10 protein-coding genes are annotated in these 14,693 nt (G+C 72.7%); 6 read left to right on the top strand and 4 right to left on the bottom strand.

The window, feature by feature from the left end; genetic code table 11:
* The first annotated feature begins 56 nt into the window (after window positions 1-56).
* Window positions 57-1,088, top strand: coding sequence for a cell division protein ZapE (zapE, locus tag A3IG_RS0108660; RefSeq protein ID WP_018383162.1), 1,032 nt, complete (start codon window positions 57-59; stop codon window positions 1,086-1,088).
* A gap of 148 nt (window positions 1,089-1,236) precedes the next feature.
* Window positions 1,237-2,607 carry an alkaline phosphatase PhoX gene (locus A3IG_RS0108665; protein WP_018383163.1) on the top strand — a complete coding sequence of 457 codons (1,371 nt, stop codon included), beginning with the start codon at window positions 1,237-1,239 and terminating at the stop codon, window positions 2,605-2,607.
* Between the two features lie 127 nt (window positions 2,608-2,734).
* Here the strand turns inward: A3IG_RS0108665 and treY are convergent, their stop codons facing one another.
* Together treY and glgX are read right to left on the bottom strand one after the other, a co-directional pair.
* Entirely contained in the window at window positions 2,735-5,257 is a 2,523-nt protein-coding gene (gene treY / locus A3IG_RS0108670; RefSeq protein ID WP_018383164.1) for a malto-oligosyltrehalose synthase, read from the bottom strand.
* Window positions 5,258-5,343: 86 nt separating this feature from the next.
* Entirely contained in the window at window positions 5,344-7,467 is a 2,124-nt protein-coding gene (gene glgX, locus A3IG_RS0108675; RefSeq protein ID WP_018383165.1) for a glycogen debranching protein GlgX, read from the bottom strand.
* 358 nt (window positions 7,468-7,825) lie between these two features.
* Here glgX and A3IG_RS0108680 point away from each other — a divergent pair, with 358 nt between their 5' ends.
* Window positions 7,826-9,064 carry an SAV2148 family HEPN domain-containing protein gene (locus tag A3IG_RS0108680; protein ID WP_026220040.1) on the top strand — a complete coding sequence of 413 codons (1,239 nt, stop codon included), beginning with the start codon at window positions 7,826-7,828 and terminating at the stop codon, window positions 9,062-9,064.
* Window positions 9,065-9,216: 152 nt separating this feature from the next.
* Entirely contained in the window at window positions 9,217-9,942 is a 726-nt protein-coding gene (locus A3IG_RS0108685; protein WP_018383167.1) for an exonuclease domain-containing protein, read from the top strand.
* 25 nt (window positions 9,943-9,967) lie between these two features.
* On the opposite strand, the gene A3IG_RS0108690 is transcribed toward A3IG_RS0108685, so the two are convergent.
* Entirely contained in the window at window positions 9,968-10,825 is an 858-nt protein-coding gene (locus tag A3IG_RS0108690; RefSeq protein WP_026220041.1) for a phosphotransferase enzyme family protein, read from the bottom strand.
* 246 nt (window positions 10,826-11,071) lie between these two features.
* Here A3IG_RS0108690 and A3IG_RS29060 point away from each other — a divergent pair, with 246 nt between their 5' ends.
* Window positions 11,072-12,124: a CDP-alcohol phosphatidyltransferase family protein gene (locus A3IG_RS29060; protein WP_018383169.1), complete on the top strand. Its 1,053-nt coding sequence runs from the start codon at window positions 11,072-11,074 to the stop codon at window positions 12,122-12,124.
* Window positions 12,125-12,211: 87 nt separating this feature from the next.
* On the opposite strand, the gene A3IG_RS0108700 is transcribed toward A3IG_RS29060, so the two are convergent.
* A complete protein-coding gene (locus A3IG_RS0108700; RefSeq protein ID WP_018383170.1) occupies window positions 12,212-13,006 on the bottom strand; it encodes a S1 family peptidase in 795 nt (264 codons plus the stop codon).
* Between the two features lie 928 nt (window positions 13,007-13,934).
* Between A3IG_RS0108700 and A3IG_RS0108705 the strand changes: the two genes are divergently transcribed.
* Complete coding sequence (locus A3IG_RS0108705; protein ID WP_018383171.1) at window positions 13,935-14,483, top strand: PadR family transcriptional regulator; 549 nt, start codon at window positions 13,935-13,937, stop codon at window positions 14,481-14,483.
* The last annotated feature ends 210 nt before the right edge of the window (window positions 14,484-14,693 follow it).

Below are 14,693 nucleotides of genomic sequence, written 5' to 3' on the forward strand. Positions count from 1 at the left end.
CCGAACCGATAACCGGACAACCTGCGGAACGGCCGGCTGGAGCACCGGCAGGCCCGGTGCGCCTCAGCGACCGCGCCCCCCGCGTTCCGGCGGACCGGCTGGTCGCCGACATGGTGCCGCCGCCCCGGTTCGACGGCGTCAGGTTCGCCACCTACCACCCCGACCCGGCACAGCCCAGCCAGGCCGCCGCGGTGACCGCGCTGGAGTCGTTCGCGAGCACCTTGGGCGGCCGGCCCCCGGGTGGCGGGACCCCGGGTGGTGGCGGCCGGCGGCGCTGGTTCCGGCGGGCGGCCCCGGGCTCCGGCCCGGCCGGCGTCTACCTCGACGGCGGCTACGGCGTCGGCAAGACGCACCTGCTGGCCTCACTGTGGCACGCCGCCCCGGCGCCCAAGGCGTTCGGCACCTTCGTGGAGCTCACCAACCTGGTCGGTGCCCTGGGGTTCCAACCCGCGGTGGCCGCGCTGTCCGGTCACCGGCTGCTGTGCATCGACGAGTTCGAGCTCGACGATCCCGGGGACACGGTCCTGGTCTCCACCCTCCTCGGGAAACTGGCGACGGCGGGGGTGCGGCTCGCCGCCACCTCCAACACCCTTCCCGACCGGCTGGGTGAGGGCAGGTTCGCGGCGGCCGACTTCATGCGGGAGATACAGGGCCTGTCCGCGCACTTCTCCACCGTCCGGATCGACGGTGAGGACTACCGGCACCGCGGTCTCCCGCGGGCCCCGAGCCCACGCACGGACGCCGAGGTCACCGCGGCGGCCGAGCGCACCCCGGGGGCCAGTCTGGATGACTTCCCCGACCTGCTCGCCCACCTGGCCACGGTCCACCCCAGCCGCTACGGCGCCCTCACCGACGGCGTCCGCGCGGTCTTCCTGCGCGGCGTCCGGCCCGTCCCCGACCAGGCCACGGCCCTGCGGCTCGTGGTGCTCGCCGACCGGCTCTACGACCGCGAGCTGCCGGTCCTGTCCTCCGGGGTCCCGTTCGACGGTGTGTTCGACCAGGAGATGCTGGCCGGGGGGTACCGCAAGAAGTACCTCCGGGCGATCTCCCGTCTGAGTGCCCTCGCCCGGGAGGGAGAGGGCCTGTAGCGGTCGCCGCAAGGTGTTACCCCGGTGTTTCTTGCTCGATTTCTCCTGGACAGCGGCGGACAGCCAGAACGAAGCGTTCCCTGCGCCATGGACAGCGTGCTATACCCAAGCGTTCATTCAAGCCTGTCCGCCAGCAGGAAGGTTGAGCATGTCCGTCTCTCGTCGTCATCTCCTCGCCGGGGCCGGTGCCCTCGGCGCAGGCATCACTTTCACCGGGGCACTCGACCAACTGTTCGTCGGCCACGCCGCCGCAGCCGAGGTCGGCGGGCACAGCGGCTACGGCCCGTTGGTGCCGGACCCCGCCGGGCTCCTGGACCTGCCCCGCGGCTTCAGCTACCAGGTGCTGTCGAGGGAGGGCGAGCCCCTGCTCTCCGGCGAGGGTCCCGTGCCCAGCAACCACGACGGCATGGCGGCGTTCCTCGGTCGCGCCGGCCACACGTACCTGGTCCGCAACCACGAGAACCGGCCAAGATCACGGGTGCGGGTCCCGGCCATCGAGGGGCTCACCTACGACCCCGCCGCAGAGGGCGGCTGCACCGTGCTGGAGCTCGACCACACCGGCAGGCCGGTTGACGAGCGGGTGGGCATCGCCGGCACCGGAGTCAACTGCTCAGGTGGCCCGACCCCCTGGAACACCTGGCTGACTTGCGAGGAAACCGAGGACAAGGCAGGCGTCAACGGCTACACCAAGGACCACGGCTTCATCTTCGAGGTCGACCCCCGGGACCCCCACAGGTCCGGGGCGCACCCGCTGACCGCGATGGGCCGCTTCCAGCACGAGGCCGTGGCCGTGGACCCCACGACCGGGGTGGTCTACGAGACAGAGGACGCCTTCGCCAAGCCCTTCGGCCTCTACTACCGGTTCCTGCCGAACAAGCCCCGCGGGGGCCCCGGCAGCCTGCGCGCCGGGGGTGAGCTCCAGGCGATGCGGGTGCCGGGCGTTCCGGACCTGTCCGTGGTGCAGGAGGCCGGGACCAGCTTCGACGACGTGGAGTGGGTGCCGGTGCCGGACCCGCTGGCCGCCCAGACACCGATCCGGCTCCAGGACTTCGGCCCCGGCGGCATCACCCACGCCCAGAAGCTGGAGGGCGCCTACTGGGGCAACGGGCGGTCGTACTTCGTGTCCAGCTTCGCCCGGACCAAGGACGGCTCCCGCGCCACCCACTTCGGGCAGGTCTGGTCGTACAACCCCAGGTCCAACCGGCTCACCCTGGAGGTCGTCTTCGGGCCCGACACCGACACGCAGATGCCCGGGGAGTCCCCGGACAACATCGCGCTGTCCCCGAACGGCGGCCTGATGGTCTGCGAGGACGGCGGCGGTGACCAGTACGTGTACGGCGTGAGCCGGACCGGGATGGTCTACCCGATGGCCCGCGGCCGGCAGAACCTCGGCACCCCCGAGAGCCCGGACTACGGTGAGTTCGCAGGTGTCGCCTTCTCGCCGGACGGACGGACCATGTATGTCAACTGCTATACCCCAGGGACCACCTTCGCGGTGACCGGCCCCTGGCGCGGCTGACCCGGCCCCGCGCCGGCCGGACCACGGCGTCCGGCCGGCCGCGGGCTGGTCGGCGGGCCACGGCCGCCGACTCCGCACACCCCGGGGTGCTCCCCCCATCGTGTCCGCGGGGGCGCGACCCAGCCGGTCAGGTGCGGGCCAGCAGGGCCACCGGATGCCGGTCGAGCAGCTCGGTGAGCGGGGCCCGGCCGGTGACCGGGCGATCGGTCAGCAGGTCGGTCCAGTTGCCGTCGGGGAGCGGCAGCACGGTGTTGCGCCAGCCGCCGTTCCTGGCCAGGCGGTGCGCCAACCGGGTGACGACGGTGAGGACCGAGCCCGCCCGGAGGAACGCGACCGCGTGCACCGCGGCCGGCCCGTGGGCGTACACCGGCGTGTACCCGGCGTCCGCACCGAACCACTCCGGGCGGGCGCGGCGCAGCCGCAGGGCGGTGGCGGTGACCAGGAGCTTCTCCTCGCCGAGACCGTGCGGAACGGCCCCCGGCCCCCCGTCGTCGAGGCGCCGCAGCGCCCGGGCGAGCTCGTCGAACCGCGCCGGCCGGAGGCCGTCAGGCTCGGCGAGGCAGTGCCACAGCGTCTCGGTGCCCTGGTACACGTCGGGCACCCCGGGCATGGTCAGGTGCACCAGGGCCGCGCCGAGCACGTTGGCCCGCTCGGGCTCGGCGCACCAGCGCGCGAAGTCGGCGGCGACGCCGCGGGCGCGGGTCGCCACGGTCATTGCGAAGTCCAGCACGGCGGTCTCGTAGGTGCGGTCCTGGCTGGTCCGACCGGTGTGCACCCCCGCCTCGCGGAGCGACCCGCGCACCGCGTCCACCAGCCGGTCCGGGGGTTCCAGGTCCCAGGCCGTCAACAGGGTCTGCCAGATCAGGTACTCGGCGGCGCGGTCCGGGACCCCGCCGCGGCGCAGGTGCGCGTGGCTGGCGGAGGCGAGCTCCAGCCAGCTCCGCCACGCCCGGGGCACCTCGGAGAGCACCGCCGCCCTGGCCCGCACGTCGGCGCTGCGCCGGGTGTCGTGGCCGGACAGCACGGTGCCGGTGCCCGGCCAGTCCCGTTGCAGGTGGGAGCAGAACGCGTGGAACTCCTGCGGGTCGGTGCCCGGCCCCGCGGGATCACCGCCGGCCTCGCCCCTGGACAGCAGCGGGAACCAACGGTGGTGGGCGACGCCCTCCACCGCCGTGGCCCGTACCGCCGCGCACACCTGGGCGAACCGGCCGACGAACTCGTCCTTGGCCGGGCTGCGCCCCAGCGAGCCCAGCGCCAGTCCGCGTACCACGTCCACCGCCGCGGCCTCCTCGGCCACCACGAACGCGTAGCCGGCGTTCTCGCTCGCCCGGTCCAGGGCCCGCACCGCTCCTGGCGGGGCGGGTTCGCCGGGCACCACGTAGGGCCGGTGGGTGGGGAACGAGGCGAGCAGCTCGGTGACCGCGGTGTGAAGGGAGCCGGCGCCGTGGTCGCGCAGCGCCAGGTCCTGCGCGCAGATCCGGTACGCGAGCCGGGTGAGCCGGTCCACCTCCGCGGCCAGCTCGGAGGCGAGGACCTCGCGGGTGGCGCGCCGGGCGGTGCTGGTCCAGCTCGTGTGCGGCTCGCCGGGGTCCGTCGCGGTGAACTCCCGGTAGACGGTGGTGAGCTCGGCGAGGCCCACCGGGCAGAGGAACAGCCCATCCACCCGGTGCAGCGCCTCACGGCCGGTGGTTCCGGCGCAGCACCAGTCGGCGGGCAGCCGTTCGGTGCCGGTGAGCACCTTCTCCACCACCGTCCACACCGGGTGGGGCGCCGTGGGTCCCCTGCCTGCGGGTTCCCCGGCGCCGACCGGACTGCCCGTCCCGGTGGTCGTGGTCGCCCGCTGCCGGTGTCGGGCGGTGGCCTCGGTGAGCCGGCGCAGGTAGCCCCGGGGGTCGGCGAGGCCGTCCGCGTGGGTGACGTGGAGACCGCTGATCACCCCCTCGCGCACCAGCCCCAGCAGGAGGCCGTGGGTGGCCCGGAACACCTCGGGGTCCTCCGTGCGCAGGCCGATCGTTCCGCTGCTGGTGAGGAACCGGCGGTAGTTGAGCTCGGTGCGGCCGACCCGCCACCAGGCGAGCCGGTACCACTGCTGCTCCACCAGGGCGGGCAGGGGCAGTTCCTCGGTGCCGGCACGGAGGGGGAAGGCGTGGTCGTGATAGCGCAGGATCGTTTCCCCATCCCAGGTGGCCCGTTCGATGCGGTCCACCTCCGCGCCGAGCCGGTCCCGGAGGAACGGCAGCAGGACGCGGTTCCGCTGCGCCGCCCAGTCGATGTCGAACCAGTGGGCGTAGGGGGAGGACGGGCCCTCGCGCAGCACCGACCACAGGGGCCGGTTGAGGTGTTCGGGCGCCGGAACCGCCATGTGGTGGGGGACCACCTCGACGACCAGGCCCATGCCGTGGGCGGCGGCGGTCCCGGCCAACGACCGTAAGCCCCGCTCACCGCCGAGCTCGACACTGATCCTGGTGTGGTCCACCACGTCGCGGCCGTGGGGGGAGCCGGGAGCTGCCTGCAGGACGGGCGGCAGGTGCAGGTGGGAGATGCCGAGCGAGGCCAGGTGGGGGACGGCGGCCTCGGCCGCGGCGAACGGGAAGTCCGGCTGCAACGGGAGACGATAGGTCGAGCCGGGCAGGGGCGGCTGAGTCGTCATGCCGGCATACCTACCCGGTTGGTGGCGCTCCGTCACGTCACTCGTGCACTCTGTGACCGTTCGCGGCCCTTCCGGTGGTCCCGGGCTCACTGGGGGCGTTGCAGCACCACGAGGGACCGGCCGGTCACCGTCAGCCGTTCGCCCGCGCGCACCTCGCGCCCCGGCCCCACCGACGGGCCGTCCTCCAGGGCGGTGTCCACCACCACCTGCCACCGGCGGCCGTGGTCGTCGGGCACCAGGAAGTCCAACGGCTCACCGCCGGCGTTGAACATCAGCAGGAACGAGTCGTCGGTGACCCGTTGTCCCCGGGCGTCGGGCTCCGAGATCGCGTTCCCGTTCAGGAACACGGTCAGGGACCTGGCCTGAGCCGCCTGCCAGTCCTGCCGGGTCATCTCCACCCCGTCCGGGGTGAACCATGCGATGTCCGACAGTTCGTCGTGGGCGCCGGTGGCGGGCCGGCCGTCGAAGAAGCGGCGTCGGCGCAGCACCGGGTGCTCCCGCCGCAGCCGCACCATGGCGCGGGTGAACGCGTGGGTCCGCGTGGCCAGCGAGGACTCGCCCGGGTCCGGCCAGTGCACCCAGGACAGCGGGTTGTCCTGGCAGTAGGCGTTGTTGTTGCCCCGTTGGGTGCGGGCGAACTCGTCGCCGTGGGACAGCATGGGCACCCCCTGGGAGAGCATCAGGGTGGCCAGGAGGTTGCGGATCTGGCGGGCGCGCAGCGCCAACACGCCCGCGTCGTCGGTGGGCCCCTCCGCCCCGCAGTTCCACGAGCGGTTGTGGTTCTCCCCGTCCCGGTTGTCCTCGCCGTTGTCCTCGTTGTGCTTGTGGTCGTAGGACACCAGGTCGTGCAGGGTGAAGCCGTCATGGCAGGTGACGAAGTTGATCGAGGCGAGGGGGCGGCGGCCGTCGCTCTGGTAGAGGTCGGACGAGCCGGTCAGCCGCGAGCCGAACTCGGCCAGCTTGGCCGGCTCGCCGCGCCACAGGTCACGCACGGTGTCCCGGTACTTGCCGTTCCACTCCGTCCACAGCGGCGGGAAGTTGCCGACCTGGTAGCCGCCCTCGCCGACGTCCCACGGTTCGGCGATCAGCTTGACCTGGCTCACCACCGGGTCCTGTTGCACGAGGTCGAAGAACGAGGACAGCCGGTCCACCTCGTGGAACTGCCGGGCCAGGGTCGCCGCCAGGTCGAACCGGAAGCCGTCCACGTGCATCTCGGTGACCCAGTAGCGCAGCGAGTCCATGATCAGTTGCAGCACGTGCGGGCTGCGCATCAGCAGGGAGTTCCCGGTGCCGGTGGTGTCCTCGTAGTACCGGCGGTCGGCGGCGAGCCGGTAGTACGACGCGTTGTCCAGGCCGCGGAACGACAGGGTGGGACCCAGGTGGTTCCCCTCCGCGGTGTGGTTGTAGACGACGTCCAGCAACACCTCCATCCCCGCCTCGTGCAGTGCCCGCACCGCCGCCTTGAACTCCTGCACCTGCTGGCCCCGGTCACCGAGCGAGGCGTAGGCCCCGTGGGGGGCGAAGTAGCCGATCGTGTTGTAGCCCCAGTAGTTGGCGAGCCCGGCGTCCGCCAGGCGGTGGTCGTGGACGAACTGGTGCACGGGCATGAGTTCCAGCGTGGTCACGCCGAGGCCGGTCAGGTGGTCGATCACCGCGGGGTGGGCCAGGGCCGCGTAGGTGCCCCTGATCTCCTCGGGCAGCCCGGGATGGAGCATGGTGAGGCCCCTGACGTGCGCCTCGTAGATCACGGTGTCGTGGTAACCGTGCTGCGGCGGCCGGTCGTTGCCCCAGTCGAAGTAGGGGTTCACCACCACCGAGGACATGGTGTGCGGCGCCGAGTCGAGGTTGTTCCGCGAGTCCGGGTGGCCGAAGTGGTAGCCGTACACCGCCTCGTTCCAGTCGATGGTGCCGCTCATCGCCTTGGCGTAGGGATCGAGGAGCAGCTTGGCCGAGTTGCAGCGGTGCCCGGCACGGGGCTCGTAGGGGCCGTGCACCCGGAAGCCGTACCGCTGTCCCGGCATCACCCCGGGCAGGTAGGCGTGTCGGACGAAGGCGTCGGTCTCCCGCAGCTCCACCGCGGTCTCCGACCCGTCCTCGTGGAGCAGGCACAGCTCGATCCGCTCGGCCACCTCTGAGAAGACCGCGAAGTTGGTGCCCGCGCCGTCGTAGGTGGCGCCGAGCGGATACGCGCGTCCCGGCCAGACCTGCATGGCGGCGGCCCACCTCCCTGTGTCGATGCCCGAGTGCCCGGTCCTGGCGGCGGGTGGGGCCCGCCCCGCGCGCCACCAGGGGGGCGGCTCCCGTGTGCCGTTCCCGACGGGGAGTCGGTCCCCGACGGACGTCCAGGCGCATCCTCGCCCAGAACGGGCGGCCCTGGTCGGTTTTCGGAAGATCTTCGCCCGTTTGCACACCTGCGGGACGCCTCGCCCGACACCGGCGCGCCATCCGCAGAGTCCACCCCGACATCGGGCTGCGCACGCCCCCCCGGGGGCAGTACCCTTGATCGCTGCCGGACGGCAGACGGTCGCGACGGCCTTGGACTGAGGCCGTGGGAAGGCGGTGCCGGTAGTGACCTCCTCGGGACTGGTCCTCCCCTCCTCCGACGGCGGCCACCAGGGAAACCAGGGTCGTGATGAGGGAGTGCTCAGCACCGTGTCAGCTCCCCGTCCCTCGGAGATAGGCACCGAACTGGACTGGGCAGCCGCGGACTGGGAGGAGGTGCGCCGCCGTGCCCGCCGTGCGGGTCGCGCCTACGTGTGGCTCAACCTCGTCGAGCAACGGCTCCGGGCCGTGGTCGACGCGGTGCTGCGACCGGTGTACGAGCCGGTGCACGGCGAGGAGTGGGTGGTCGCCGCTGCCGGTCCCGCGGGCCACGAGTGGGTGCAGCGCGCCGCCGCCGTACGCGAGGTCAGTCGGCGCAAGGGGTACCTCCTCGATCCCGCGGACGACGACCTGCTCATATTCCTGACACTGCCCCAGTTGCGCGAGCTCGTGGTCCAGCACTGGCCGTGCTTCGACCCGTTCCTCGCCGACCGCCGCGACCTCGAACTCGCCCTGGACGAGCTCGAGGTGGCCCGCCACGTGGTCTCCCGCAACCGGGCGCTGTCGGAGACCGTGCTGGCCCAGGCGGAACGGGCCGCCCGGCGACTGCTCGACCTGCTCGGCGCCAACGCCCACGGGGCCGTGGACACCCGGCTGCCGGTGGACGTGGTGGAGGAGCTGGTCGGCGACCGCTACGCCGACGTCGTCGGGGTCCACCCGGACCGGGTCCGGTTGCAGCGCCAGGTCCCCGTGGAGGACCTGTTCCGCGGTGCGCACCGGCTGGACGCGATCGGGATCGGCCTCAACCTGCTCACCCAGAACTACTCCGGCCGCCGCTTGGTCCGCCTCGCCGAGTCGGGCTGTCGGGTGCGGCTCCTCTTCCTCAACCCGGCGAGCAGCGCGGTGCGTCGCAGGGAGCGGGAACTGGGCCTGGGCCGGGGCGAGCTGAGCCGCTCGGTGGAGATGAACATCATGCACATGCGCCGGGTCAGGTCCCGGCTGCGGGACACCGCCGGCTTCGAGATCCGGGTCTTCGACGAGACCCCCCGGTTCACCGCCTACCTGGTGGACGGCGACAGCCCGGAAGGCCTGGCCATCGTCCAGTCCTACCTGCGCAGGAGCCGTGGCATGGAGTCCCCGGTGCTGGTGCTCCGCAACGGCGGCCGTGAGTTGGCGCACGGCGAGTTGGCCGGGGAGCACGGCCTCTTCGAGATCTACCGCGAGGAGTTCGAGGGGGTCTGGGCCGACTCCCGGGCAGTGTCCTGACGTAGCGTCATCGTTTGCGGGGACCGCCGCGGACGGTTGGGACGGTTCGGACGGTGCGGACGGTGCGCGGGACGGCCGTCACCACGCCCGGGGTGTCAGTGGCGCCTGGGACGATGAGGTCCAACGGGGAGGCAGAGGGGAAGGGACCAACCATGGGGTGGCACGAGGAGCTGCTGATCGGGTTCGACCTGGAGACCACGGGGACGGACCCGGAGTCCGCCCGGATCGTCACCGCGGCGCTGACCGAGGTGCGGGGCGGTGAGCTGGCCGGGGCGCAGCACTGGCTGATCGACCCGGGGGTTCCGATCCCCGCGGAGACCACCACCATCCACGGCATCACCACCGAGTGGGCCAGGGCCAAGGGGCAGCCGGCCGCGGTGGCCGTGGAGGAGATCGCCGCCGCGCTCGCGGGACACTGGGCGGCGGGCACGCCGGTGGTGGCGTTCAACGCGGTGTTCGACCTGAGCCTGCTCGCCGCTGAGCTGCGCCGACACGGCCTGCCGTCGCTGGGCGAGCGCGTCGGTGGCGAGGTGGGCCCGGTGGTGGACCCGCTGACGGTGGACCGGGCGGTGGACCGCTACCGCAAGGGCAAGCGCACCCTGGAGGCCGCCTGCGCGTTCTACGGCGTCGAGCTGGACGGCGCCCACGAGGCGAGCGCTGACGCGTTGGCGGCCGTCCGGGTGGCCGTGGCGATAGCCACCCGGCATCCCGAGGTCGCCGCCCAACAGCCGTGGGCGCTGCACCGCACCCAGATCGGCTGGCACGCGGACTGGGCCGCGGACTTCCAGCGCTGGCTGCGGCGGGGCCGCGACCCGCTGGCGGTGGTGGACGGGCGGTGGCCGCTGCGCGAGCCGCAGCCCATGGCCGACTCGGCCTGAGCGGGGGCGTCGGCGGCCCGGTCGTTCAGAAGGGGCGCCAGCGGACGGTGTGGTCGCCCTCGCGCAGGGAGGCCACCCGGCGTCGGAACTCCGCGAGGGCGCGGGGGTTGCCAGGCACGTGCTGGGCGACCCAGGCCGCGGCGGCCGTCTCCCGGGCGCCGCGCAGCACCAGTGCGCCGTCCCACTCGGTCACGTCCCAGCCGTAGGCCAGGGCGAAGGAGCGGTACTCCTCCTCCGGCAGCCCGTAGCGGTCCCGGGCCAGCGCCATCACCACCAGGTCGTGTTCCCTGAGGTCGTGGGAGAACGTCTCCAGATCGACGAGCACCGGCCCGTCCGGGCCCACCAGTGCGTTGCGGGGCAGGGCGTCGCCGTGGATCGGTCCCGTGGCCAGCACCGGCTTGACCTCGAGGGCCGCCAGCGCGTATTCGTCCCGGCGCATCCGCAGGAACGCCGCGTCCGCCGGGTCGATGTGCTCCCCGGCCCGGCCCAGCCAGCGCTCGACCCCGCCGAGCAGGTCCCGGCCCGGCAGCGGGAACGGTGCCTCGGGCAGTGCGTGCACCCGGCGCAGCAGCAGGGCGAGGTCGGCGGGCTCGGTGGGGCGCTGGGGTGGGGGGAGGGGTTCCCACACCGTCACCGGGTGGCCGAGGACCAGTGACGGCTGGTCCCTGACCGGCCGCACCGCGGGCACCTGCTGTTCGGCGAGCCAGCGTGCCACCCGCAGCTCGTGCTCGGCGCGGGCGAACAGCTCCTGGCCGCGACCCACCTTGACCACCGGGCCCTCGCGGAGCGCGAACACCGCGTTCTCGCCCAGCGCCAGCAGACGGGCCCGGGCGCCGTCGAACCCGGCGGCGCCGAGCACCTCGCGGGCCGTCCCCTCGGTCAAGGACAGGTCGTTCATGAGGGCAGACTAACTTGACATGGCCAGATCCGCTCAGCGGCGTCTCCCGGGGCGCCCGCCACCGCGTGGACGTCACTCTTTTGACTCAGAACCCCGACTGAAGGTTGTATAGCGAGGTTCTTGTTTTCTGATGAACGCCGCTCCTTTCGGAGCGGGGGTCATCGCCGCTCTTGCGCTGATTGTCGATCCTGGAAGTTGGCTGACCTCTTGGATATACCACCCCTAGCGGAAGTGCGCAGGCGCACCGAGAAGCATCGCGACGCCTGGTGGACCGTACTGCTGGTGGACCCCGTCGCCACGCCACTGGTGCGGTGGACGGCGATGTGGACCCGGATCTCCCCGAACCAGATCACCTGGGCCGCGCTGTTCGTGGGGGGCGGCGCCGCGGCCTGCTTCGCCCAGGGCGACTGGATCTGGCTGCTGGCCGGAGCAGTGCTGTTCCACATCAGCTTCACCCTCGACTGCATGGACGGGAAGCTGGCCCGGCTCACCGGCCGGGGCTCCATCTTCGGCTCCTGGCTGGACTACGTCTTCGACCGGATACGCGTGCTGACCTGCGCCATCGCCCTGATGGGCGGGCAGTACGAGCGGACCGGCGAGGTGTACTACATCTGGCTGGCCCTGGTCGTGGTCTTCCTCGACATGCTGCGCTACGTGGACGCGTTGCAGACCTTCAAGGTCCGGCAGTCCATGCGCGAGGAGATCAAGGCGCGGGCCGAGGCCAGCGGGGGGCGGGCCACCCAGCACACCGGGCGGCAGCTCGCCTTCATGGAGGACCTGCTCCGGGAGAACCCCGACGCGGACCGGGAGACCACCGGCGAGGCCGCCGACGCCCTGCGGCGGTCGTCCCCCGCGGCGCCCGCCGGCGGCACGCCGGCCGCCCCGGCCGAGGGCGGGCAGGGCACCGCCGGCATCCCGGGGCAGCGGACGGACAGCCCGCAGGTGGTGGACCTCAGCCAGGGCTTCAAGAGCCGCTTCCCCTGGTACGTGCGGTTCCGGAACGCGCTGGTGCGCCGGCGGATCAGGACCCACCTGGTGAGCGGCATCGAGTTCCAGATGGCCGTGTTCATCATCGGTCCCGCGGTGAACGCGATCGCTCCGGTCACCATCACCGCGGCGGCCCTGCTCTTCCTCTTCGAGCTGATGATCATCTACAAGCTGTTGCTCTCCACCCGGGACTTCACCCGGACCATGGCCGCCTTCGGGCCGGTGGACGAGGCACCCGCCCCGACGGAGCCGTCGTCCTCCGCCGTGGCCGGACCCTCGGGCCGGACCGCCGGCTGACCGCCGACGTGCACACGTGGTCCGGCCCGGGGCGGCTCGCCCCGGGCCGGACTGCGTGGTGGTGCCGCAACGGGCCGGACCCGTGGGTCAGCCGCCGAGGGAGGCGGCGGCGGCCTTGATGTCCGCGGCGAAGGTGCTCACCTCGGTGTAGACGCCGGGGTAGCCGGCGCGTGCGCAGCCGTAGCCCCAGCTCGTGATGCCGACCTGGATCCAGGCGCCGTTGGCGTCACGACGGAACATCGGGCCACCGGAGTCGCCCTGGCAGGTGTCGGTGCCACCCTGGGTGTAGCCGGCGCAGATCTCCTCGCCCGCGATCAGGTCGCTGCCGTAGGCGTTCCCGCACACATCATCGCTGACGAACGGGACGCTGGCCTTCAGCAGGTACCGGGACTGCGGGCCGCCCTCGTAGGTGGCGCCCCAACCGGCGATGGTGAAGGTGCCGTTGTTGTACGCGGTGGAGGTGGCGATCGGCAGCTTGGCCAGGTTGGTCACCGGCGTCTGCAGCCGGATCAGCGCCCAGTCCTTGCCGGAACCGTTGTACCCCGGGGCCCGGTAGACGTAGTTGGACTTGATCTGGACCCGGGCGGGGTCCTGGAGGTCCACCGCACCCACGGTCGCGGTGATGCTGGTGTTGGCGCCGGTGGACCCGACGCAGTGGGCGGCGGTCAGCACCAGGTTGTTGGAGTACAGCGCGCCTCCGCAGCCCATGGAGAGCCGGACCATGAAGGGGAACTCGCCCTGGGCGGCGCGGGTTCCGCCGACGACGGTCGGGCCGATGTCAGGCTCGGACGCCTGAGCCGTGGGGAACTGGAAGCTCAGTGCCGCGAGGGCCACGGCCGCCACGGCGACCAGTTTCTTCCACGGAGCGAGCCACTTCTTCAACGGACGATCCTTTCGGTCGGACCCTGCCGAGGCAGGTGGCAGGGAGTGCCGTGTACATGCCAACTGCCATATACATGCCAACCATGGAGACGGGTGAAACCCGGTCGTACGACACGTCCTAAACCGAACGATCGGTTGGCCGATCCGGTGCGGTTGCTGGGCCTGCGGAGCAACGGACGGACGCTCCCACGGGCCGTGGCGTGGTCCGCCGGGGGATCGAGGACCGGGGGCCGCGGGCGGCGCAGGGGTGTCCGGCGTCGGGGTGTCCGGCGCAGGGGTGTCCGGCGTCGGGTGGGGCGTGGTCCCGCCCCGCGGGCATGCCGTGGTGGCCGCCGCGCGGGGCGGGGAACGGGGTCGCGACCTCCAGGGAGGTCCGCGGGAGGCGGGGCGACGTCGGGGCGGCGCGGCACCCGGCGTCAAGGCCCCGACCTGCGAAACGGCGGGAAACAGACGTGCCTGGGGCGGGCGGGGGCGTCGCGGCTGGCCGATGTCCCCGCCCGGTGGTCAACCGCTGCCGGGTGTCGGCGGTCGCCGGGTGGGGGTTCGCCGCGCTCGGGATGCGAAGGCCATCGCGTGTGCTCCCTCGGGTTGGAGAGACCTGGCGCGGCGACACCACGGATCGCGCGTTGCCGCAGGCGGGCACCGCCGGTTGGGCGGTCCGACGCTGAGGGAAGTATCAGAAGACCGCGGCGCGCTGACAAGGGCGTCCGCCGGCCAACTGGCGCCCCCGCGGAGCGCCCACCGCCCCGTGGGCCCACTCGGACGCCTGTCGTTTTCTGGTCGATCGGTGGACCGGCTGCGACGTTCGCGTGCACGCGGTGCGACAGTTGTGACACGGTAAGCACCTGAGCGCGCCGGAAGTCGTCACGGTTGTCCCGGCGGGTGCCGTATGTCGTCCCACGCAGTGGATCACCAAGAGGAACGCACCGTGCCCGACCTCAACCCCACGGCGGCATCGCTGTTGGGCCTCCTGCACGCGGGAGAGGCCAGCGGATACGAACTCACCGAGACGGCCCGCCGGGTCTTCGGAGGCTTCTGGAGCCTGACCCGGAGCCAGGTCTACCGGGAACTCGGCTCGCTCGCCGAGCAGGGCCTGGTGGTGGTCGGCCCCACCGGAGCCCGTTCCCGGCGGCCCTACCGCCTGACCGGGGCCGGCCGGTCGGCCTTCGTGGAGTGGGTGGCCCAGCCGCCCGGGGTGGAGCAGATGCGCTACCCGCTGCTACTCACCCTCTCCTTCGGCCGGTTCCTGGAGCGGGAGACCCTGCTGGACCACCTCGCCGCCCACCGGGTGCACCACGAACGGAGACTGGCGGAGCACCAGTACCAGGATTCGGTGCGCGGCGCCGAGCTCGACCCCTATCAGCGGGCGACCCTGGCCTTCGGCATCCGCTACGAACAGGCCGTGCTGGCCTGGTTCGACGAACTGCCCGCGATCCTCGGGACGGCCGACCAGCCGGGGCTGCCCGACGTCGGCTGACCGGTCCGCCCCGCCGTTCGCCCCCTCCGCTCGTCACCGTCCCGGCGCCGAAGGCAGCCCCCGCGCTGCGGGACACCACCACCCTCGAGGGCTGCCCGGGTTTCACTCGGCGTTCACTCGCAGGTCGCCGGGGCGCTGGTGGACCGACCTAGTGTCCGGGCGTGGACCACCCCGACCGCGCCGCAACGCCGGCGCGCCGCACCCTGGAGG

This window comes from Wenjunlia vitaminophila DSM 41686 (assembly GCF_000380165.1).
In the GTDB taxonomy this organism is placed as follows: domain Bacteria; phylum Actinomycetota; class Actinomycetes; order Streptomycetales; family Streptomycetaceae; genus Wenjunlia; species Wenjunlia vitaminophila.